The sequence below is a fragment of the Nocardia sp. CY41 genome (assembly GCF_009829325.1).
In the GTDB taxonomy this organism is placed as follows: Bacteria; Actinomycetota; Actinomycetes; order Mycobacteriales; family Mycobacteriaceae; genus Nocardia.
In genome coordinates, this window is sequence record NZ_VUOS01000052.1 from 1 (window position 1) to 20,251 (window position 20,251).

A 20,251-nucleotide genomic window follows, 5' to 3' on the forward strand; every position below is an offset into this window, starting at 1 on the left:
GGATCGGTGATCCCGGCGATCACCCTTCCCGCCGTCACCAGAGAGTCCACCCTCAAGAACGTGCTGATGATCACCGCGATGGTCGCGCTGGCGATCCTGTGCACCGTCGCGCTGGTGACGCTGCGCCGCCGCCCGACCAGTGACTGAACCGGGCGGGCACCGACTCGACAGACCCGGCGCCGAACCGTGGTTCCTGTCGGTGCCCGGGGTGACCATTCGAGCCGATGTCCCCGCTCCGGCATCGCAGCATCCTTATAGTCGTCTGCTATGACGTCTCGGAATCGGAAGCGGCGCAGTGCCCGAATGGATTCCGCCGCCCTCGGCCGAGTGACAGCGGCGGCGCAGCGCGACCCCGGCAGCCCGACCGCACACAGCGGATTCGCCGCCCGCGCCGCCCACGCGCTCTACCCGGTGGTGCCCGCGTGGATCCAATGGCTGTACGAGCGCAACCCGACTACCGCACGGTTCGTCTACCAGATGTGCTATCCGCCGATCGATGAGCACGGCGAGATCGTCGGGGGATGGACCGCGCAGCAGTGGTGGACCGCGGATCGGATGTACTGGGCCGAGAGAGAAGCTCGGACAGTCGTGCGCGCCCGCCGATTCCACAGCGGAGGGATAGTGTTCGCCCACTCTCCCGACCTCGACGACGACGATGCTTTCTTCGCCGCGCGGGACTCGGGTCGGGCCTGGACGGGACATTGGTACTCCCGCGACCCGGTCGACGCCCCGGAATGGCAGTCGTAGGACTACTCGAGCCCAGGCCAGCGTTAGGCCCGCCTCGGTGGGTGAGGTTTCGGGCGGGCCTGCCCATCGCCGCGTGGGGAACATGGTTCACGCCGGGAGACACCCGGGGGGCGACACCCGCAGACCCGCCCAGCAAAGGAGTGAGCGGGACTCGGGGGTGCCCGCCCCTCGAGCGCTGTCACGATGACCGCAGGGATGGATGTTCGTGACAGCCGCAGACACTACAGCCACGCTCACCCCGAGGCCCGGTACCGCAATTCACGCGTGTCATGCCCGCGCACACGACATCGCAGGCCCAGCCCTGGCGTCCCGGCCGAACCTGCGATGCCCCGGCCAGTGCCCGAACTCCAACGCTTCAGACCCCGACCTCACCCAGCAGCCTGCCACTACACCGTGACATGTCAAGCACCTATCGTCGGCCGCGACACCCGAGGCAGAGCTACCAGTCACCCCAGGTCAGCAGGGGTAACGTCGACGCGGCCTCGATATCCCGTCGAGGAAGTTCGCCTCACTACCGCTTCGGCCCCGGATCCTGCACCGGGGCCGAAGTCGCGTCCATGGTGCTCGTCCGACGGCTGCGGTCCGATGTTGCCGACCTACGAAGGGGAGGGCTTGCCCGGCCGGATCGGGGGTGTGTCGGTGTCCGCGTTCACAATTCGCGGTATGGCTTTCACTGTGCACACGCCCGAGGACACATCTCCGGCAGGGATCAGCTTCGGCGACGACGATCAGTTCCACATCTACGAATCCGGCGTTCTCAAAGTCCAGAGCAAGACCCACGGTGTCCGGATCTACTCGCCCGGATTCTGGCAACTCATCACATACACGCAGCACCCCGATGGCCTTCGCAGCCTCCGCTGACACGCCCTGAATCCCAGCGGCAGGGCGAGAACAACCCAGGAGGCACGCCCTGGAGACCGGCTCCCGGGGCTGCCGTACGTCCTGCCACGCAAAACGGGCCCGGAGCGTATCGCTTCGGGCCCGTGGCGGATCTCAAGCTGCCGCGGCTTATCGCGGCTCCCAGACCCGGATCTTGTCGACGAGCAGGTCCCAGACCGCCGAGTCGTGCTCGGCCAGCTCGACCAGGGCCTCGACCATGTCGCGTCGGCTGATGCTGCCGACGCTGCGGGTGCTGGCGCGGCCGCTGGTGCGCACACGCAGTCCGGCCTGCTTGGCCAGCTTGGCCAGCAGGTCGTTCCAGTGATCGCTCTGCTCGGGCGGCATCTTCAGCGTCCATGTCAGCCAGTCGGACCGGTCCTCCACTGCTGAAGTCTTGGCGCGTTCGCCGCTAGACATCGGTTTTGTCCGTCCGTTCAGTCATACCCGGATTATAGACTGTCAGCCTTTTATCAGTCTATGTGGTCGGTTCTGTGGTGAGTTGGTCGCGACCCCGCCGCATCGTCAGCGCACGTTATATCCGCAGTCGGTTTCCAAAACAGCGCGGCTGGCACGTATCGATCGGATGGCGTCGGCCAGATGGTGCGCGACATCGTCTCCCGGTTCGCTCGAGATCTCCCCGCCACCGACAAGCTCGTCACGCCAGACATCGAGCACCTCACGCGCGACGACCATCTGATCCTCTGCGGTCTTGAGCGCAGCGACGAACTGGTGCAGCGCCAGGCCGTCGACCTCCGAACGCCACAGGCGCAGGGTTTTCAGGTCGTGACGGATCCCGGACACGACACGGCCGCACAGCATCGGCACGCGCCCGTTGACCGGCTCCGCGTCGACGGGGACCCCGCCTCCACATGCGCCTATCAGTTTTCCGTCATTCACGATCGGGAATCGGCAGGTCGACATAATCGCTCGGTCCTTTCGCTAATCGTCTATTTTCCGCCTGTCGCACCGACAAGTTCGGCCGACAAGCAAGGCCGGGAGCGGGAACGCCCCCGGCCTTTCGCCTTCAGGTTGGTCACTGCTGACGCCTGGCGGTCTCTACGACCACGCCGTCACTGCTGCTCTGTCCACGTGTGGCCGTGAGTCGCGCGCAGTGCAGCGGCCAGCCGGATCGGATCGGCCACTGCGGCGCGCAGGTCGTTCACGGACGGGTTGGTCTCGCCGGTCAGCGCGGCCACCAGATCCGGCACCGAGGCATCCGCGGCCCAGGTAAGCAGCTGCTTGTACACGTGGAGTGTCGGGCCGGATACCCACAGGTCGGGGTCGGGCAGGCTGCCGTCCGCGCGGGCACAGGTGATTTTCACCGATTCGCAAGGCCATTCGTCCGGCCACACCTCAGACGGCCCCGGCTCGACGGTCTGCACGGCCAGCGCGAGCGCGCTACGCAGGTCGGTGCAGATCGTCCGCGACGGGGCCAATCCGGTGTCCGGGCTGTGCTCGAGCAAGCACGGCCCGGAAGTTGGGGTGATGTCCATTTCGCTCCTTGAGCTTGTGATGATGGTGAGCGGGCCGGGGACGGTGAAAGCGTCCCCGGCCCGCCATTCGAAGGCCGTTGAGGACTCAGCAGGGGGCTATTGCGACGCCGCCCACGTTTCTCCGGTCTTCTTGTACAGGCCGTCCGGCGGGAGTGCCGCCCCGACGTTGTCGAGCGATTTGGTTGCCGCTTCCGCGGCCTCTCGCGCCCAGTAGACCTCTGGTTCGTCGGGGTGGCTTGCCAGCGCGTTTATGCGGGCGGCGAGCCGTTCCACGGCTTCCTGAGCTTCCTGGAGCGCGATATAAGCGTCGGTGGCCAGGTCTTCGACGGTCTGACTGGCAGATGTGCTCATTGTCGTTGCCTCTCTATCGTTTCGGGGGGTCGGTGCCGTCCTGGCTCGCGGTGATCCTCTCTCGGGACACCGACAGGACTGGCAGGGCGCGGTCAGCGGGTGGCCGCCTCCCATGCGACGTGCTCGGTGGCCGTTGACCCGTGATCGTCGGGAACGGGGGAGGTGAGTTGGTCCCACCACCGCATCACCCATCGGGCGTCGCCGAGTGCGGTGTGTTGCTCGGCTTCGCTCGGGGGTTCGGCGCCGGTCGCGCGGGACAGCTCGTAGCTGCGCATCGGCTCGGTGATGCCGAGGCGGCCTGCGGCCATGTTGCCCACGTCGATCAGGTGGTAGTCCCACCGCGGCAGACGTCGATGACGGCGCAGCATCGCGTCCAGGGTGTCCGCGTCGAACCAGACGTTGTAGCCCGCGAACCGGGCTCGCCCGTTGGCGCTGGGAGCGGTCCAGTCGTCGACGACGGCGGCCGCGGTGGCCTCCGTCAGGTAGAAGACGTCGTCTTCTCCGGTGCAGGTGATCGACGGGGGCGGGGTGCCGCGCACCAGCGGTGGCGTCGGCGCGTACTGCGGGTGCCGGTCGTAGAAGCGCCCGACATCGAGCGCGCGGGGATCGGCGTGGGACAGGTCTACGTCTTCGATCAGGATCGTGATCTGCTTCTGCCAGCCGTTGGGTTCACGGCGGATCAGCGCGATCTCCCACGGCCGGCGCAGACCCGGATCGGTATGGGTGGTCTCGATGTCGACGAAGACCAGGGGAGAAGCGGCAGTAGATGACACGGAAAACCTTTCGAGTTGAGGAGATGTGCAGGTCAAGCGGATCGCGCCATCGTCAGAAGGCATTCCAGCCGTGGGTGTAGCCGAGCGCATACCCAGCCGCCGCGCCGACGACAGCGACAGCCGCCGCGGTGGCCGGGCGAATGCGGATCCGCCGCGCGCGCCGGGCGGGCGGCCAACTCGGCGCACACAACGGGCACGTGGGGTTCGGCTTCACGACGTGGTCTGTCGAATTTGCCGGGAAAGGCATCGGTCAGTCCTCCTCGAACTCGTCGCTGTCCAGCTGGTAGCAGGCCGCACGCCAGATCTGCGCCGCCGCTTCGTAGCCCTGCTGCGCCTTCAGCCGCGAAAACAGATCGGGGAAAGCGTGCTCGATCGGCTGGTCGTCGCCTTCGGTGGCGATCAGCTCGGCCAACGTGTAGGGATCGGTCGGCACCGGAGGTAGTGCGGACACACCGTCAGGGGTCGATGACCAGGTAACGGTGGTTCCCTGCACGTGCGCGGTGTTGACGAAGTCGCTGGTGAGCGACCAGGTTGCATGCTCGGCCTGGTGCGCGAACGCGAATCCGAGGTGCACGTCCGGCAGTCCGGGACGGTGCACGGTGGTGACGTACGGATAGTCGGTGGTGGTGGTCATTTTGAATCCTTCAGTGGTGACCGGGTCCGCCTATCGCTCGCGGGGGCTGATTTCCGGTATGCGGGGCTCAGGTGATCGCCCTTGGCGGATTCGCAGAGCTCGGTACCATTCGTCGCGCGCCAGCTGCTTGGCCTTCGCCTCCTTGGCGAGTTCGGCGATGCGCTGCATGCGAGCATCGATGCGGGCCATCCGCTTCTCGTGCCCTCGCATGAATTTCTCGTGATCCATCACTGGTTTCCTTCTCTTCAGGCCACGGTGAGCGTGGCGGTGGTGGTCGGAGGACCGGCGAAAAGCCCGTCTGGGGCTTTGTCGATGCGGCTGGGCAGGGGCTTGAGCATGTCTTTGTGCCCGTGGCGGACGCTGCAAAATTTGAATGGGCCCCTCGGGTCGAACATCTCCCGCATGTGCGGGTCGATGTGGTGGAGTGCGAAATCGCTCATCTCCAGCGGGCCACCGGTGGCGCGGACATGCTCGTAGCCCTGCCACAACAGGCCGAATTTCCAGAGGGCCTCGGCGTGCTGCCACCACTCGGGGCACCACACGACCTCGTTGATGTCGGTGACTTGCCGTGCGTGGCGCTTGGCAAGAAAGTCGTCGACGAACCGCCCCAGCGACGGGAACGTCGGTGTGAATCGGATGCCACGCAGGATCTCGGCCAGATCCTGTACGGCCAGCGCCGGTTCCGTCTCCCAGACGGGAGCTTCGGGAGCGTGGTAGCGATCGATGCGGGCCTGGGCGGCGCGTACCACCGCCTCGAGGTGGTTGGCGACAAGATCCTGGCTGGTGATGGGCATGGTGGTCTCTCCTTCTTCAGCTGCGTTGTGGGTCACCGCTCGCGGCTGTGGGAGCGCTGCTGCGCGCGAGCGCGTTCTTGCTGCCGCCGCACGTGCAGGCGGCGGCAGCGCTCGGCTTCGAGCTGCTCAGCGTGGGTGAGTGCGCGTACGCTGACGGCGGAGATTTCACCGGCGCGCTCCGCGGCCTTCGCGGCGGCCAGTCGCGTATCCAGCTCCTGGCGGCTGTAGACGCTGATCGCGGTTCCCAATTTCCAGGCCGGGTTGTTCTCGTACCCCTGCTCGGTGGGGGTGATGCTCAGAACGTATTTCGCGGTCATGGTTCGCCTTTTCGGATTGGTGACCGGTGCCGCCCTCTGCCCCATCGCAGCGGGGCGGCACCGGGGTCTGGGGGTTAGGGGCGTGACGCGGTGCCGTTCATCGGCTTCTCACGATGTCGGCGCGGGTGCGCTGCTCACGCGCCGCGACCCGAGACCGACGGGTCCGGGCACTGGCGGCCGGGTCGTCGCCGGTCGGGGCCGGTGGCAGATCCGCCACTTCGAGCAGCTGGGCGATCAGCTCGCGGTTGCGTTTGATCATGGCCGGGGCTTGGGCGACCAGCTTCCGGTTGCGCTCGAGGATTTCCGGAGTCAACTCGATGTTGGTGGGATCCTGCATGGGGTGGCGCCCTTTCCGTTTGGGAGTGATGGGCGGATCGGGCATGTTCACGATGTCCGTTCCGCCACAACCAACTCTAACAGTTTAAACTGTTATCAGTCTATAAATGGTCTGTGCGTTTTCGGCGGAGCCGGGTCCGCAGCGGGTTCACGCCGCTGCGGACCCTGAGACCCCGTCAGCGACTGGGCATCTCGTCCCAGGTCCGCCCGTCCAGCAACCGGCCGCCGGCCTTCGGGCGGATGCCCCCGACCTGCTTGAAGAACAGGCTGATGCGACGCTGCACACAGCGGTCCCGCAGGTCACGCACCCAGTCGAGATCCAGCGGCCGGAACCTGTGTCCGGATTCGCCGCCGACGATCACCCAGTCGATGTCGGCGAGGTCCAGGCTGGGCAGTGGCCCCAGCAGCGGCTCGCACGACAGGAACCGGATCGCGGCCGGGGTCCGCCGCAGTTCGTCTGCGCGCCAGCAGTAGTCGTCCGTTTCGATCGATGTCCCGATCCACACGTTCGGCAGCGGAGCTGGGATTTCACCACGCAGCCGTTGACGAGGATCGGCCCACCGCATCGCCGCATCCACGTCCTCGACCGGCAATCGGCCGTCGAACTGATCCAGGATCTTGTGGATGGCGTCGGTGATCTCGGCATAGAAGGCGGGGTCGGTCAACAATGTGGCCAGGCGCTTGGAGCGCTTGGTCAGGATCTGATACTGATGCCGAGGCGTCAGCGCCATCACAGCCCAGATCGACGCCTGCGCCCAACGCGGAACACGGGCATGGGCGATGTCGGACATGCTGTTGACGAAGACCAGGCGCGCCGACCGCCACCGCAACGGCTCGGTCATCGCGTCCTCGTGAACTGCGATACCGAATCCTGGGCCACTGGTTCGCGGATCGCCGTCTTTCTGGTACTTGGCCGCGCCCATCGCTTTGAGCCGCCTGGCCATCTTCAGCGCATAGCAGTTGTCGCATCCGGCGCTGATCCGATCGCAGCCGGTGACCGGATTCCAGGTGACCTCGGTCCACTCGATGCTCGTGGAAGTCATTCCGACCCCCGCGCTTGTGTGGCAGCTGCTGTGGTGCACGTGCTCGTACTGGGGGTGTGGATGGCCCAGTCGACGGGTTTGCCGTGCTCGGTGGCGTAGGCGATTTCGGCGCGGGTGGATTCGCCGTGGTACCGGGTGTGGTCGGTGACGACGACGATGCGGTCGGCGAGGTCGATCTTGCGGCGGTGCAGCTCATCGAGCGCGGCCTTGGCGGTGCTGTCCTGATCGCCGGCGTCGACGACGACGAACGGGGCGAGCACGATCTCTCCGCGGCCGGTGAGTTCGGCAGCGGTCGCCAGCATCAGGTCGAAGAACCGCATGCTGCCGCACAGCGTGACCACGGGCGGACGGTTGCTACTGGTCACGACGCTGCCTCCTCTCCGTTCAGGGCGCGAACCAGTCCGGCGAGCATCTGCCGCGCTTCTCCCACGTCACCGTCGTGAAGAAACGCATCGGCTTCGAGCAGCTGGCAGACGATCGCACCGGCAGTGCTTCGCGCGATCGGAGCAGCACCGATCAGCCGCCGCGCCTCCCCGATCCGCTCGTTCACCACACGCATCACCCGTTCCCGTTTCGCCCTCCGGTCGGCCATCTCGCTCTTGGCGGCGACGTAGGCCTTCGACGGCCTTCCACCAGCGGTTCGGTCGGGATGCGACCGCAGCCGGGCGTTGTCCTGCGCGCTCTGCGAAATGATCGACTGGCGAATGCTGAGGAGTGTGTGCAGCCAACGGACGCGGTTCTCCTTCCTGCGAAGCACCGCGTATTGCGTTCCGATGCCGCGGCTGTCGCGCAGATCGGCGTTCACCAGGCGGTCGAAATTCCGGTCGCAATGCCACACTGCGGGCGGCAGATGCAGGACTTCAGCCATGGGACACCTCTGGAAGATCGGCGGCGTATCGGCGGACGATGATCGAGGCGGATCCGACCGAGTTCAGCAAGCCGTGTTCGGCGCGGCGTTTGGTCATCGGTCGCCGCCGTCCTGTTCGCTGGCACGCAGATCGGCCAGCAGCGAATCCAGGTCTTCGGCACGCACATGTACCTCGCGCGCCGCGGTCCCTTCAGGTTTCGGGCCGACGATGCCGGCCTGCTCCATCAGATCCAGCAGGCGTGCGGCCTTGGCGAACCCGATCCGCATCCGGCGTTGCAGCATCGACACCGCACCGAACTGCGACCGGACCACGAGATCGACCGCACGCAGGAACATGTCGCGGTCGTCGCCGATCTCGTCGGCGTCGAGGTCGACGATGTCGACCTGGGCGTGTTGCTCGATGCGCTCGGCCTCGGCCGCGGCGACGATGTCAGGCAGGCGGCGGTCCCATCCGGCGGACCATTCCCGGCGGTCGTCGCGGTCGCGGTCGAGGAGCTGGCGCGGCATCATCAGGCCGAGAAAGCTTTCCCCGCAGCGGATCAGCAGGGCGCGGCTGGCCGAGTGCGCCTCGATGTCGAGTGCCTGGCCGTAGGCGTTGGACGCGGCGCTGAAGCGCGCCAGCATCTCACCCCCGACCGACATGTCCGTGAGCTGTGTGGCATCGCTGCCGTGCTGGCGGGCGATGAGGCCGGGGATGGTGCACAGAGTGCCGCCATCGGTGGGCATGCGCGGCACGGTCAGTGCGTGTCCGTCGATCAGGCCGGAGCAGTCGGTGATGGTGATCCTGTCCTTGGTGATGTCCAGGCGCAGCTCGAATTCCGGGGTGTCGCTCTTCTCCTTGCCCGCGGTGAAGATCTGCAGGATGTTCTTGATGTCGGAGGGTGCGATGTCGACGGTGCACGGGTACTGCCCGGGTTCGTCGGCGCTGTCCAAGACCGACGCGATGGCCAGGCCGGCGGTGAACATGTCGGTCGCTGTGACAACGATGTTCTGCCGGTCGACGGCGAGTCGGATTCGGTGGATGGGCGGGATCTCGCTGTCGGCGCAGGCGTGCACGCGCACAGCGTTGAGGGCGTGGCGGAGGTCGGTGGTGCCGACTTTGACGGTGGTCATGATTCGGTCCGATCGAGGTCGATGATGTCGGTGGTGTGTTCAGGCCACGCCTCGGCGCTTCCGCAGTCGCTGCAGGCGATCGAGATTCCGGTGTCGGTGTCGACTTCGTCGAGTTGTGCGCCGCACAGGCACCTCAGCGTGGTGGTCCTGCGCATCAAACGGCCGCCTGCTCGAGCAGCGGGAGGTCGGGGAATTCGTGCAGGGTCAGCGGAACGCCTTCGGCGAGCTCGGTGCGCCACTGGAACAGCCACTCGTCCATCGAGCTGCCGTCCTCCCATGCGCCGACGAGGTTGCGGGCGGCGCGGTCGGCCTCGGCCGGGTCGACGCGGTGCAGGACCGACAGAAGGTAGACCAGGCCGTATCCGGTGACGTGACGGCCGATGAGTGCTGCCCGCAGATGGTCATCGACGGTGCGGGCCAGATCGGGGTGGTCGGCGCGCAGGGACTTCGTCACTGTGGTGATGAAGTCGTAGCGGTCGGTGAACTTGAGCTCCTGGTCGATCTCGGTGGCCAGAAGTGAGAGCGCGGGCCGGGATTCGTCGCCCACCCATTCCGGCCACGGCCAGCTGGTGTCGTCTTCGGCCATCAGCCGGTCGCTGACCGCGCGAACCTGCTGTGCCTGCTCGGCGGTGAGGTCGGAGGCGTGGGTGAGTGTGGCCCAGTCGATGGGCAGTTTCTCCAGCTCGGTGGCGTAGCGGCGCAGGTCCAGCCATCCGGAGCGAGTGACCAGCAGCCCGGTGGGGATGTGGGTCAGCGAGCGGCCGTGGTCGGCGAAGGTGAGGGTGCCGTCCTGGCGGGCGGTGAGCGTGGGCGCGATTGCGAAATGCGCGGTCACCTGCTCGGCGGTGATGGTGATCGGGGAACCGTCGCTCCACCGGATCTCGAGACTGATCAAAGCCATTTCTTCCTCCTGGGTTGGGTTTTCTTCCGGGGTTGGGGGATTTATGCGGCGGTGGTCGCGCGCGCCGGTGTGGCGAATCGTTCGATGTCCGTCTGCAGGCTCATGGCGCCTCCCTGAGCCGGACGAACCTGCCCGCCAACCCGCAGGTCGCCAACCGGGAGGCATCGAGGGCTCCGTAGGCAACCAGGCAAGATGGCGCGCCGGCGTTTCCGGCTGCTCGGGAGCCGTCGGGCAGGTAGAAGTGCAGGCGTCCGTGCAGGAAGAACACAGCGGTCGCGCGTTCCCACACGGCGTTGATGAACCAGCGGGTCTCGGTGCGCGCGAACACGATCGCGGTTCCCTGGCCGTGCTCGGCGAGCTTGGACAGCCAGCGGTCGACGGCGGCGTAGGGCGGGTTCAGCCAGACCCGCCCGGTCCAGTCGGCGGCGAGGCCGTCGTCCGGTGGGGCGATGTGCTGGCGTGCGGTATCCCATGGCCGGTCGATGGCTGCGCACGGGTCGAGGTCGAAAGGGCCGAGCGCTGTGAGGATCCCCGGCGGGGTGAGCCACACATTCGACCCGGCGCGGGTCGAATGGTGGCCACCGATGCTGGTCAGGGTCATGATTCCGCTGGCCACTGCGCGAGGATGCGCTGGACGTTGGCGTCGACACGGGCGCCGAGGATGATCTGGTCGGCCTCGGTGATGACCATCCGCGGCCGGTCGCGGTGCCCGCAGGGGTTGGTCCAGGTCTGGACGCGGCCGCGCCAGCGCGGGACGCCGCGAGGTTCGCCGCAGCGGGGGCAGCCGGTGGAGATATCGACGGTGCGCAGCGGCCCCCACAGGCCGAACAACCACCAGGGGCCGCCGACGCGGTCACGGAGGGTGACAGAACGCAGGGATTCGGGCTCGAGGGCCTCGGTCTGGGCGTGGCGGGCCATGGTGTCGGGTTCGCGGCGCGCGGCGGCGGCCTCGCGCCGGACCCAGCGGCGGAACCGGTACATCGCGATCATCGGTTGTTGTCCTTCCTGTACTGCTCGGCGGGGCCGTTGATGCGGCGCAGCTCGAGCAAGGCGGTGTGCATCTGGGTGTGGAGGGTGTGCGCGTGGTGGATTTCGTCGGTTCCCCAGCTCGGGGTCGGGGTCATCTCGCCGCAGCTGCACGACCCGCTGAACAGCTGACGGCCGGTGGTGTCGGTCTCTCGCGGCGCCAGCTGCAGCCGGTGGTGCTGCCGGGTGGGCGCGGCCGCCGAAGCCATACGCGAATGACGTTGGCGGTGCAGTGATTTCACGGATTCCTCCTTGGGTGCGGATTCCCTGGACGACATGGGGTGGAGGTCAGCGACGCAGTTCGTCGCGGTTGAGCTTCGGGCCGCGCGAGGAGTTGTAGGCGCCGATCATCACCAGAGCGACGAGCGCACCGTTCTGGCCTTTCTCGGTCTCCTTCAGCGCCATCGCGCGGGCCTTGACCTGGCGGGGCGCGAGGTCGACGAGGACATCGCCGAAGCGGTCGTGGTCGAGATGCTGCTCGTAGCTGCGCAGGATGAGGGCCACGCCGGCGACCAGCGGGGCGTCGACGGCATCGAGGCGGCGGCCCCAGACATCGACGATCAGCCGCAAGGTGTTGCCCAGCAGCAGCTTCCCGCCGGTGCGGTATATCCGCTCGAGGGTGCTGGTGCAGCGGACGACGCCGTCCGTGGCGGCCTCGGCGACGGTCAGCCCGACCTCGCCGACGATGTCCTCGATGGCGGCGACGGTCGGGTCCGCGGCCGCGCGGCGCGAACGCCACCGGTCCCACGTGGTCAATCGCCGCGTCTTGGCGTCGATTTCGTGGAACAGCCGAGCCTCGTCTGCCACGGTCAGACCGGTGTGGACGTTGGCGACCAGGGCCATGTCCGGGTCGATCAGACGGGCGGCTGCGGCGCGGTGCTGGCCGTTGATCACCGCGTAGCGGGCCAGGGATCCAGCGCCGCGATCAGCGACGTCGAGAACGCCGACGAGGCGGCGATCCCATGTCTTGGCCATCGCGCGGGCCCGGGGCTTGTCGAGCTCGCGCTGATAGCTGGCGTCGACGAACATCTCGGCCACCGAGATCGCCGAGATGTAGACCTCCGGCACCAGCGCGTCGACGGATGAGGAATGAAGGGAGTCGGATCGGTCCAGGACCGCGGTGGCGGTGGTGTCAGAGGTGGTCATGATCGGTCTCGGTCTCTTCGTCGATGGGAAGATTCGTGGTCAATGCGTCGGCGAACCAGTCGCTGTTGTGGGCGATGGCCTCGCGGACGGCGTCGTTGACGGCCTCGGCCGTCGCCGGTTTGCGGATGTGCACGCGCATCCCATCGGGATGGGAGTCGGTGAGGATGTAGCGGTCACCGTGGTCGACGACAGCGATGCTGATCTCGCCGAGCTTCGGGGTCGATCGGTGACCGCCGCCCAGACCGAGTTCGGCACGGCCGCGGGCGAGCAGCTGCTCGATGCGGGGGGAGTGGGCGCTGGTCACGGCAGGACCTCCGTGCTGGTGTCGAAGGCCGCGACGGCGGTGTCGAGCTGACCGGCGATGCGGCGCTGGAACTCGAGCAGGTCGAACGCGAGATCCTCGTCATCACCGGCGTTTGCGATGTCGTCGAGCGCGCAGGCGAGGTTGGCGGCGGCGCTGTGGGCGCGGTGCGCGGCCTCCAGAGCCCCGTTGATCGAGCCCGCCTCGACCGCGGCGGCCAGGCGCAAGGCGGCGGTGAACAGTGCGCCGGCGTCGGCGGCCGCGAGCTCGGGCAGCGTGGCAGACTCGGGGCAGGCCACGATCGGGTCTTGCGGCGCGGCGCCGTCGATGTTGGTGTTCATGCCACGGCGTCCGCGTCGTCGAGGGTGATGGCGAGAATGCGGCGGGCGATCGTCTTGTGCACGTGCTGCCAGCCGTCCTCGCTGTCGAGGAGCTTGCAGATCGTGGAGACTCCGACACCGGCGCTGGCGGCGATGCTGCGCGCGCTGCGTCCGGCATTCAGCAGGTCGTTGATGTGGCTGGCGAGCCCTTCGACCGGGACGAGGCCTCTGCAGTCCTCGCAGGTGTTGAACCGAGTGCGGGTGGTGAACACCGTGTCGCACTCGGTGCATCGGACCTTGGGCGCCGCCGAGCTGTCGAATCCCAGCCATGCCTTCAGCTCTTCGCGCTCGTCGGCGTCGGAGGTGCGGTATCCGCCGGCGACGGCGTACTGCTCGTTGGTGCGGACCGCGATCATGCCGCAGATCTCGCGGACCGGGCAGCCCCGGCAGATCCTTTTGGCTTCGGTGGCGGGGTCGGACGAGGAGATCGGGTACCACAGGTCGGGGTCGGGGTGTCCGGCGCAGGCCGCCCGATGACGCCAGTCGATGCTGGGGGCGGCGGCGTCGATATCGGTGATGGTCATGACTGTGTGGGCCTTTCGGGTCGTGAGATGTGGTGATCGCCGCGTGGGTCAGCGGGGGACGCGGCCGGTGCCGACGAGGGCGCGCAGCTGCTCGGGCAGGAGCTCGCGCACGGCGTCGATCAGGGTCTGCGGGGTGATGGGCAGGTCGCTGGTGTCGAGTACCTCGAGGTAGAGGGCGGTGCCGGCGCAGTCCAGGCGAGTCGCCTTCTGGATCAGGGTTTCGGGGTCGTCGAGTTCGGCCAGCAGCGTCAGCAGCTGGTGGGCGCTGGCGGCGATCTTCTCGGCGAGCGCGACCTCGGTGGAGGTGGTGGTTCGCATCGGGACGTCCTGTCTGTGATGAGATGATCTGAGGGACGTCCCAGCCAGGTTCACGCTGGCTGGGGCGTCCCGTTTACTCAGAAGGCGGAGCAGTTGCGCGCCGGGACGAGCACGCCTTCGACGATGAGCAGTGCCATGTCCTGGAAACCCAGACGACCGTTCATCGCGAGAACCCCGCCCACACGCCGCGTTCGATGTGCGGGGCGGTAATCGTCAGCTCGGTGACGTTGCCTGCCAACGCCTTCAGCTGCGGCCGAGCGGCCGGGCCGGCGCGGTGGCAGGCGCGTGGGGCGCCATAACGCTCGATCTCCGCGGCTGAGGTCAGACGCTCCATGTCGGGGGCGTTGACGTGCATCGACTCCCGATCCAGCGCGTCTTCCAGCTGCCGCTCCAGCTCGGCGAGTTTCCGGTCGCGATCCGCCAGCGCGGCCCGCAGACGCGCGAGCTCGTCGTCACGGTGACGGCGGAACGGGTGCAGGATCGTCATGGCGTTCACCGCACCGTTTCGGCCGGGTACCACGGCCCGGTGCTGATCTCGTTGCCGCGGATGACGACCTCGCGGACCATCAGCTGCGGCTGGTAGTCCTTGGGGCCGTAGTCGTCGATGGCCTGGGCGGTCATGTCGAACATCTCGTCGGCGGCGCGGGCGCGGTCGTGGAAGACGGTCGGGGTGGTGTGGTTCGGGGAGGCGAGGCGGGTGGAGACCTTGCGCCACCAGCGGCCGTTGGGCAGTTTGATCGCGTACTGGTGGGTGGTCGACGAGATGGCGGTCAGGGTGTCGATCAGGGCCTGCTCGGCGGCGGTCGGCGGCGCGAGCAGGGTGCGGGCGAGATCGAAGGTGAGGGTCATGATTTGCCTTCCTGAACTGGTTTTTTCTCTGGTCGCCCACCCGTTGTGGGGTGGGAGTTCAAGGCGGAACCGATATTTAACAGTCTAGACTGTTAACGGTCCAGTTGTTTGGATTTCAGGCGAATTCGTCGGCAGCATCGGTGTCGTCGGTGCCGTCGCTGCGGTCGTCATCGCCGAGCTCGTCGAAATCGATGCCGTCGAGCGGCTCGTCGGCGCCCTCGCGCTTGTCGCGCTGCCGGTCCTCGGCCAGGGCGTCACCGATCTTCTTGCTCAATTCCTCGGCCTCGGCGTCGATCTCGGCCAGCAACAACCCCGTGACGTTGGGAATCTCGCCGTCACCTCGGCGACGACGCGCGGAGTCGATCGACACCACCGGCTTGCCCCCCGCGGCGCGCTGCCCACCGACCGCGGCGGCCTGGGCGGCGGCTTCCTGCACATGCGGGTGCGGGTACGGCGGGTAGGTCTGCGCGGCCCAGGCCAGGTTCTCGTCGGAGACGAAGTAGGCGCGCACACGCACGATCTGGGAACTGGAGTCGTCGAAGACATAGGCGATGCCGGCGCTGCCCTTGTCAGGGATGTTGGTGTTGTCGGCGCCACGCTCGGCGGCGTGGTGATCGCCGTAGACCATGACCATCTGCTCCGGCGAGCTCAGGCGCATGCCGATCCGGATCTGGAACAGATCCCGCAGCATGTCGAGGATCTTCTTGTTCGCCAGCTGCGTGTACCCGGAGATGGAGACACCCAGGGCGCGACCCAGCCGCGCGATCGACACCAGCACCCGCAGGAAGTCGGTGCGGGTCTTCGGGTCGTCGAGCAGCTCGGCGATCTCGTCGATGATCAGGTGATACATCGGGGCACCGGTGGTGATGACGTGCTTGGACAGGCCCAAGGCCTCCATCTCGCGGCCGCGTTCCTCGATCACCGTCCAGCGCAGCCACTCCAGCATCTGCCCGCTCGAGCCCGCATCGGTCGCGGTGCGGTGCAGCAGGCCCTTCATCCGCGCGGCCTCGACACCGAACTTCATGTCGATCATCAAGTTCACGAGCAGGCCGTCGCGGGCGGCGGGAGCGGTGGCCATCAGCAGCGACGCCACGAACCCGGACTTGCCGGAGCCGGGCAGGCCGACGCCGAGGATGTTGCGTTCGAACAGCGGCACGAGCCAGTGCTCGCCGTCCTCGCGCATGCCGGGGTTGAGCTTTTTCAGGTCGACCGGCTCGGCGGGGACCGGAACGGGCACCAGGTCCTTGATCGGGTCGAAGTAGCGCACGTCCAGGCAGATCACACGCCCCCGGGAGCCGACGACGCGAGCGGCGTCGGCGTCGAGAGCGACCGCGATGCGCTTGAGCTTCTCCTCGTAGTGGCGGCGCTCCTGGCCGTCGCTCATGCGCAGCCGAAGCCGCAGCCCCACCGGCACGGAGATGATGCCGCGGTCGGGCGGGTAGGAGCTCTGCGACGGCACCAGCTGCGGCCACTCCCCCGGATCGCCGTTCGCCGGATCGGGCAACCGCCCCAAACCGAGTGCGGCCCACTTCTTCACCGCATCCCAGGGGGTGGACAGGATCTGCACCGTCTCCTGGACGTCTTCGGGGAAATCGGTGACCCAGTCCGCCCAGTCCCGGGCAGCAGCCCGCTCGGCGCGGGTCACCTGGGTCTTGGCCGACCACCGCGACCACACGGCGCGCGCGCCGAGCGCACCCGCCCCGGCCAGCAGCGGCGTGACACCGACCGACCCTGGCACACCCAGGTTTTCGGCCGTCTTGTACACGGTCGCGATCGTCATGAATCCGATCCCGGTCCCCAGCAGGGCGACGGGAGCGATGAACTCCGGTTCGATGTCCATCTCAAGCCACTTCCTCGGTGGTGTCAGCGGCGGTGAGGTACCGCCATTGGATTCGGGTAACGAGGCTGTCGGGGCGGCAGCCTCGGTGGGTGGAGCAGAAGAAGGCGACGAACTCGGCCGGCGTCATCTCCGGGAAGCCCTCGGCCACGAGATCGGCCTGGCTGATCGCGGCCAGCGGTTCGCGGCTGATCGCGGTGATCTCGACTTGGGCGATGCGCACCAGCGGCTCACCGGCCTTGCGGCCCATCACCTTCCGGCACAGGGTGAGCTGGTCACCGACGCGCGCCATGCGCCAGCCCATCCGCCGTGTCACGGTCTTCTGCCGGGCGATCACTTGGGGTTCGGTCAGGCTGACCGACATGAGCCGTGCCATTACGCGGCCTGCTTCCGGGTCAGCCGCAGCTCGATCTCTTCGATCCGCTCCGGACTCCAGGCGACCCGGGCCTTGCCGGCACCGAGCTCTGCGGCCAGGCGCTGCGCGCGGCGGTCCCAGTCCTGCGGGGTCTGGCCGGTCAGCATCCGCACCCGCAACACGAGTTCACCGCCCTCGCGGCTGCTCGACACCAACTTCGGCACCAGCTGCTCACCGAGGCGGCTGCGGGTGAGACCGGCCTGTTCGACCGCGCGTGCCCATCGGCGCCGCCGCATGCCGCGACCGGACGAGACGCTCAGCGCCAGCAGCGCGACTGACGTCGTGGCCACCGCTACCCCGGCCGCGACCGGGGTAGCGGCTTCCACGACCTGATCGGCCCAGCCCGCCGGCCACATCGGACGAGTGCAGATCCCCAACCCGACCGGGACACCGACCAGCACGAATGCGGTCGTGCACCACGACGACGCCTTGGTGGCGCGGCGTGAAGATCTCGGTGCGGAGGAACGTTTCGGAGCCATGTCCTCACCGTCTTCCTGCGCGGCGGCGTGTCGGGAGTTGGCAGGGGTTAACAGCCCCTGCGCTGACAGCGCCGAGTCGGCGGCAGCACAACGCGAGCTCACCGGCTGCCCAGCGATCTGAATTGATCAGTTGAGAGCGGAGAACGTTCGAGTCGACGATGTTCGAGCCGCTGCTACTTGTCCGCGCATGCGCTGGCTCGGGCGATGATTCGCCCGATGTCCAGGGCGTGTCGGGTCGATTCTGTAAGTTCATCGAGCACCCCTCCAAGGGGGAGATCCGGGTCACATAGTATTCAGATCGTAGCAACTGATCTATTCAGATATAACTCTTGAACATTATCTAGATTGTTGGTACAAGCTCCCCGATCTGCGCTGTCGCCCGCTGATTCGCACGGACTGATAGCGTTTGGTTGCTCACAAGCGCAGATCAGAGAGGGCTCAGCCGGGATGACTGAATCGACCAGTAGCGAGGGCCGGCGGTGGCAGATCGCGCGTGAGCTCAGGACCGAGATCGAGTCGGGCCGGCTTCGGCCGGGTGAGAAGCTGCCGTCTTCCCGAGCGCTCGCCGAGCGATGGGGAGTCAGCATCGGGACGGTCAACCTGGCGATGGATCAGCTCGGGCACGAGGGGCTCATCCACACCCGCCCCCGGTCGGGGCGTGTGGTCGCCGACCGAGCCGCGGCAGCTGGTGACCGGCCGCGGCCGCCGCAGCCGCGGGTCGTGTACGTCGGCGGCTATGCCGGGAGCGGGAAAACGGAGGTCGGCCGGGTTCTGGCGCGAGAGACCAGGTGGGCGATCCTCGACAAGGAAGTACTCACCCGCAGCGTGGTGGACGCGGCACTCGTCCAGCTCGGCAGCACGATCGCCGATCGGGAATCCGCGCTCTACCGCGAGGTCATCGAACCTGCCGAGTACCAGTGTCTGGCGGCCGCGGTGAGCGAGAACATCGCCTACGGGGTGAGCGTCATCGCCATCGCACCGTTCCTCGAGCAGTTCGCCAACCGCGCCTGGTTCGAGCGCCAAGCCGCCTCGCTGGCCGAACAGGGAGCCGACATGTCGGTGATCTGGGTTGCCAGCAGCACCGAGGTGATGCGGACTCACCTCGAGCGCCGCGCGGCCGCCAAGGACACCTGGAAGCTGGGCCACTGGGATCAATACCTCGCCGGCGTCGACGCCCAGTTCGCTCCGGCCTGGCCCCACACCGTCATCGGCAACAACCTCGACGACGAGCCGATCCAAGCCCAGGTGAAGACCTTCCTGCGCCGCCTCGAGCCCCTCCCCGCAGCGCACCGGCCGCAGTGATCCGGCATTCGGCAGGCTCAGGCCTGTCCCCTAGCCTGGACGTCGTGGCTCGCTCATCGGCATCCGCGTTCCTGCCCGACATGGTCGACAAAGTGCTGATCTCAGCGTGCCGGGCAGCCGGGCTGGATCCCGCCCATGCGGTCATGTTGCGGCTGGGAGAGAACATGCTCTACCAGCTGGCAGCGGCGCCGGTCGTTGTCCGCATCGCACGCAACCTGCAGCATTGGGACGACGCCTCCAAGGAGGTCGCGGTCGCGAACTGGCTTGCCGACCAGCGCTTCCCGGCCGCACAGACTTACGGCATCGGCAATCGGAACCAGCCCATCGAGATCGACGGACACCCCGTCACGTTCTGGCGTTTGATCCCGGGGCGGGCAGCCGACCTCGACGAAACCGGCATCCTCGGCGATCTGCTGCACCAGCTGCACCAACTCGACCAGCCGGCCGGGCTGACGCTCCCCGCCGTGCAGGCATTCGGGCACGTCCCAGCGCGGCTGGCCACCGCGCCGATCCCGGCCACCGACGCCGATTTCTTGCGGCACCGAGTACGCGAGCTGGAGCAGGAGCTGGAGGCGCTGACCTTCCAGCTGCCGGTGACCGCGCTGCACGGCGATGCCCACGTGAAGAACGTCATGATCACCGACGACGGCCAGGCGGTGCTGATCGATCTCGAGGCGTTCGCGTTCGGGCCGGCGGAGTGGGATCTGGCCAAGACCGCGGCCGAAGCGTCGATGGGAATGCTCTCCGAACGCGACTATGCCGCGTTCGCGGGTAGCTACGGCTACGACGTCACAACCTGGTCCGGATGGCCGGTCCTGCAAGCGATCCAGCAGGTGAAGATGGTCAGCTGGTTGTCGCAGAACGTCGATCACTCCGCGCACGTCCGCAGCGAATACGACAAGCGGATCCGCACACTGCGCACCGGCCAACTGACCGAACCCTGGCGTGGTCTCTGAAGTCCCCGGTATGCGGGGCTGATCAGGTGGGCGCGCCGTTGACGTGATTCCGCTCAAGGGCGACGAGGCCACCGACCAGCAGACTCAGTCGAGGAGCTGTCGGCATCCTCGTCGCCCTCAGGCAGAGCGGACACGAAATCCTCTATCGTGTGGCTGTTTCGGTCGGGACTGTGGAGGGCCGGTGGGTTCGAGTCGCGCTTGCCGGAGGTGTCTCGCCGGTGAGTCGTCCGGTGCGGCTTATCCCGAGGAACATCGATCCCAGCCCGAGCAGCAGCGCGAGCGCGCCGGTGACGACGTTGTTCCAGATCGTCCGTGTGATGTCGACGTTGCCGCTGACGATCCGGGGGGTGTCCCTATGGTGTTCGTCAAGCCGCTGAGGTCGTGGGTGATCGGTAGAGTTCGCCGTGTTTGAGCATCGCGTAGAGGACGTCGCAGCGTCGCCGGGCCAGGCAGATGAGGGCGGCGTTGT

Annotated in this window: 32 protein-coding genes; 4 read left to right on the top strand and 28 right to left on the bottom strand. The window is 67.4% G+C overall.

Annotated elements, in window-relative coordinates:
• Window positions 1-267: 267 nt before the first annotated feature.
• Together GVY64_RS34740 and GVY64_RS34745 are read left to right on the top strand one after the other, a co-directional pair.
• Window positions 268-747, top strand: coding sequence for a hypothetical protein (locus tag GVY64_RS34740; RefSeq protein WP_159850606.1), 480 nt, complete (start codon window positions 268-270; stop codon window positions 745-747).
• 663 nt (window positions 748-1,410) lie between these two features.
• Complete coding sequence (locus GVY64_RS34745; RefSeq protein WP_159850608.1) at window positions 1,411-1,608, top strand: hypothetical protein; 198 nt, start codon at window positions 1,411-1,413, stop codon at window positions 1,606-1,608.
• A gap of 147 nt (window positions 1,609-1,755) precedes the next feature.
• On the opposite strand, the gene GVY64_RS34750 is transcribed toward GVY64_RS34745, so the two are convergent.
• The 28 genes from GVY64_RS34750 to GVY64_RS34885 all read right to left on the bottom strand — a co-directional run bounded on the left by GVY64_RS34750 (window position 1,756) and on the right by GVY64_RS34885 (window position 17,524).
• Window positions 1,756-2,043, bottom strand: coding sequence for a hypothetical protein (locus tag GVY64_RS34750; protein WP_159850610.1), 288 nt, complete (start codon window positions 2,041-2,043; stop codon window positions 1,756-1,758).
• A gap of 105 nt (window positions 2,044-2,148) precedes the next feature.
• Entirely contained in the window at window positions 2,149-2,547 is a 399-nt protein-coding gene (locus GVY64_RS34755) for a hypothetical protein (RefSeq protein WP_159850612.1), read from the bottom strand.
• A gap of 149 nt (window positions 2,548-2,696) precedes the next feature.
• Window positions 2,697-3,119, bottom strand: coding sequence for a hypothetical protein (locus GVY64_RS34760; protein WP_159850614.1), 423 nt, complete (start codon window positions 3,117-3,119; stop codon window positions 2,697-2,699).
• A gap of 96 nt (window positions 3,120-3,215) precedes the next feature.
• A complete protein-coding gene (locus tag GVY64_RS34765; protein ID WP_159850616.1) occupies window positions 3,216-3,470 on the bottom strand; it encodes a hypothetical protein in 255 nt (84 codons plus the stop codon).
• Between the two features lie 92 nt (window positions 3,471-3,562).
• A complete protein-coding gene (locus tag GVY64_RS34770; protein WP_159850618.1) occupies window positions 3,563-4,243 on the bottom strand; it encodes a hypothetical protein in 681 nt (226 codons plus the stop codon).
• 250 nt (window positions 4,244-4,493) lie between these two features.
• Window positions 4,494-4,877 carry a hypothetical protein gene (locus tag GVY64_RS34775; RefSeq protein WP_159850621.1) on the bottom strand — a complete coding sequence of 128 codons (384 nt, stop codon included), beginning with the start codon at window positions 4,875-4,877 and terminating at the stop codon, window positions 4,494-4,496.
• A 30-nt stretch (window positions 4,878-4,907) separates the two neighbouring features.
• On the bottom strand, window positions 4,908-5,105 hold the full coding sequence (locus GVY64_RS34780; RefSeq protein WP_159850623.1) for a hypothetical protein: 198 nt from the start codon (window positions 5,103-5,105) through the stop codon (window positions 4,908-4,910).
• 17 nt (window positions 5,106-5,122) lie between these two features.
• The gene (locus GVY64_RS34785) at window positions 5,123-5,671 is read right to left on the bottom strand and encodes a DUF4913 domain-containing protein (protein ID WP_159850625.1); all 549 of its coding nucleotides are present in this window, start codon (window positions 5,669-5,671) and stop codon (window positions 5,123-5,125) included.
• Window positions 5,672-5,703: 32 nt separating this feature from the next.
• Complete coding sequence (locus GVY64_RS34790) at window positions 5,704-5,988, bottom strand: hypothetical protein (RefSeq protein ID WP_159850627.1); 285 nt, start codon at window positions 5,986-5,988, stop codon at window positions 5,704-5,706.
• 97 nt (window positions 5,989-6,085) lie between these two features.
• Window positions 6,086-6,325 (bottom strand): hypothetical protein, encoded by a 240-nt coding sequence (locus GVY64_RS34795; RefSeq protein ID WP_159850629.1) that lies wholly within the window; start codon window positions 6,323-6,325, stop codon window positions 6,086-6,088.
• 175 nt (window positions 6,326-6,500) lie between these two features.
• Window positions 6,501-7,367 carry a DUF5131 family protein gene (locus tag GVY64_RS34800; RefSeq protein ID WP_159850631.1) on the bottom strand — a complete coding sequence of 289 codons (867 nt, stop codon included), beginning with the start codon at window positions 7,365-7,367 and terminating at the stop codon, window positions 6,501-6,503.
• Window positions 7,364-7,732, bottom strand: coding sequence for a hypothetical protein (locus tag GVY64_RS34805; protein WP_201298301.1), 369 nt, complete (start codon window positions 7,730-7,732; stop codon window positions 7,364-7,366). Before GVY64_RS34805 ends, GVY64_RS34800 begins: the two co-directional genes overlap by 4 nt.
• Complete coding sequence (locus tag GVY64_RS34810; RefSeq protein ID WP_159850633.1) at window positions 7,729-8,172, bottom strand: hypothetical protein; 444 nt, start codon at window positions 8,170-8,172, stop codon at window positions 7,729-7,731. The genes GVY64_RS34805 and GVY64_RS34810 overlap by 4 nt, the downstream gene beginning before the upstream one ends.
• A gap of 156 nt (window positions 8,173-8,328) precedes the next feature.
• Window positions 8,329-9,348, bottom strand: a complete 1,020-nt coding sequence (locus GVY64_RS39320) for a DNA translocase FtsK (protein ID WP_159850635.1) — start codon at window positions 9,346-9,348, stop codon at window positions 8,329-8,331.
• Between the two features lie 154 nt (window positions 9,349-9,502).
• Window positions 9,503-10,249, bottom strand: a complete 747-nt coding sequence (locus GVY64_RS34820) for a hypothetical protein (protein WP_159850637.1) — start codon at window positions 10,247-10,249, stop codon at window positions 9,503-9,505.
• Between the two features lie 100 nt (window positions 10,250-10,349).
• Window positions 10,350-10,865: a phage N-6-adenine-methyltransferase gene (locus tag GVY64_RS34825; protein WP_236567493.1), complete on the bottom strand. Its 516-nt coding sequence runs from the start codon at window positions 10,863-10,865 to the stop codon at window positions 10,350-10,352.
• Window positions 10,847-11,239: a hypothetical protein gene (locus GVY64_RS34830; RefSeq protein WP_159850639.1), complete on the bottom strand. Its 393-nt coding sequence runs from the start codon at window positions 11,237-11,239 to the stop codon at window positions 10,847-10,849. Before GVY64_RS34830 ends, GVY64_RS34825 begins: the two co-directional genes overlap by 19 nt.
• Window positions 11,236-11,517, bottom strand: a complete 282-nt coding sequence (locus GVY64_RS34835; protein WP_159850641.1) for a hypothetical protein — start codon at window positions 11,515-11,517, stop codon at window positions 11,236-11,238. The genes GVY64_RS34830 and GVY64_RS34835 overlap by 4 nt, the downstream gene beginning before the upstream one ends.
• Window positions 11,518-11,563: 46 nt before the next feature.
• On the bottom strand, window positions 11,564-12,421 hold the full coding sequence (locus GVY64_RS34840; protein ID WP_159850643.1) for a DUF6551 family protein: 858 nt from the start codon (window positions 12,419-12,421) through the stop codon (window positions 11,564-11,566).
• A complete protein-coding gene (locus GVY64_RS34845; protein ID WP_159850645.1) occupies window positions 12,408-12,725 on the bottom strand; it encodes a hypothetical protein in 318 nt (105 codons plus the stop codon). Before GVY64_RS34845 ends, GVY64_RS34840 begins: the two co-directional genes overlap by 14 nt.
• Entirely contained in the window at window positions 12,722-13,063 is a 342-nt protein-coding gene (locus tag GVY64_RS34850; RefSeq protein WP_159850647.1) for a hypothetical protein, read from the bottom strand. Before GVY64_RS34850 ends, GVY64_RS34845 begins: the two co-directional genes overlap by 4 nt.
• Window positions 13,060-13,626, bottom strand: a complete 567-nt coding sequence (locus GVY64_RS34855; protein ID WP_159850649.1) for a WhiB family transcriptional regulator — start codon at window positions 13,624-13,626, stop codon at window positions 13,060-13,062. The genes GVY64_RS34850 and GVY64_RS34855 overlap by 4 nt, the downstream gene beginning before the upstream one ends.
• Before the next feature lie 48 nt (window positions 13,627-13,674).
• On the bottom strand, window positions 13,675-13,944 hold the full coding sequence (locus tag GVY64_RS34860; RefSeq protein WP_159850651.1) for a hypothetical protein: 270 nt from the start codon (window positions 13,942-13,944) through the stop codon (window positions 13,675-13,677).
• Window positions 13,945-14,104: 160 nt separating this feature from the next.
• Entirely contained in the window at window positions 14,105-14,431 is a 327-nt protein-coding gene (locus GVY64_RS34865; protein ID WP_159850654.1) for a hypothetical protein, read from the bottom strand.
• A gap of 5 nt (window positions 14,432-14,436) precedes the next feature.
• Entirely contained in the window at window positions 14,437-14,793 is a 357-nt protein-coding gene (locus GVY64_RS34870) for a hypothetical protein (RefSeq protein WP_159850656.1), read from the bottom strand.
• A gap of 115 nt (window positions 14,794-14,908) precedes the next feature.
• Entirely contained in the window at window positions 14,909-16,633 is a 1,725-nt protein-coding gene (locus GVY64_RS34875; RefSeq protein ID WP_159850658.1) for an FtsK/SpoIIIE domain-containing protein, read from the bottom strand.
• Window position 16,634: 1 nt separating this feature from the next.
• Window positions 16,635-17,006 carry a hypothetical protein gene (locus GVY64_RS34880; RefSeq protein WP_236567494.1) on the bottom strand — a complete coding sequence of 124 codons (372 nt, stop codon included), beginning with the start codon at window positions 17,004-17,006 and terminating at the stop codon, window positions 16,635-16,637.
• Window positions 17,006-17,524 (bottom strand): hypothetical protein, encoded by a 519-nt coding sequence (locus GVY64_RS34885; RefSeq protein ID WP_159850660.1) that lies wholly within the window; start codon window positions 17,522-17,524, stop codon window positions 17,006-17,008. The genes GVY64_RS34880 and GVY64_RS34885 overlap by 1 nt, the downstream gene beginning before the upstream one ends.
• A 447-nt stretch (window positions 17,525-17,971) precedes the next feature.
• On the opposite strand from GVY64_RS34885, the gene GVY64_RS34890 reads away from it, so the two are divergent.
• Both GVY64_RS34890 and GVY64_RS34895 read left to right on the top strand, forming a co-directional pair.
• Entirely contained in the window at window positions 17,972-18,826 is an 855-nt protein-coding gene (locus GVY64_RS34890; RefSeq protein WP_159850662.1) for an AAA family ATPase, read from the top strand.
• 44 nt (window positions 18,827-18,870) lie between these two features.
• Window positions 18,871-19,782 carry a phosphotransferase family protein gene (locus tag GVY64_RS34895; protein ID WP_159850664.1) on the top strand — a complete coding sequence of 304 codons (912 nt, stop codon included), beginning with the start codon at window positions 18,871-18,873 and terminating at the stop codon, window positions 19,780-19,782.
• The last annotated feature ends 469 nt before the right edge of the window (window positions 19,783-20,251 follow it).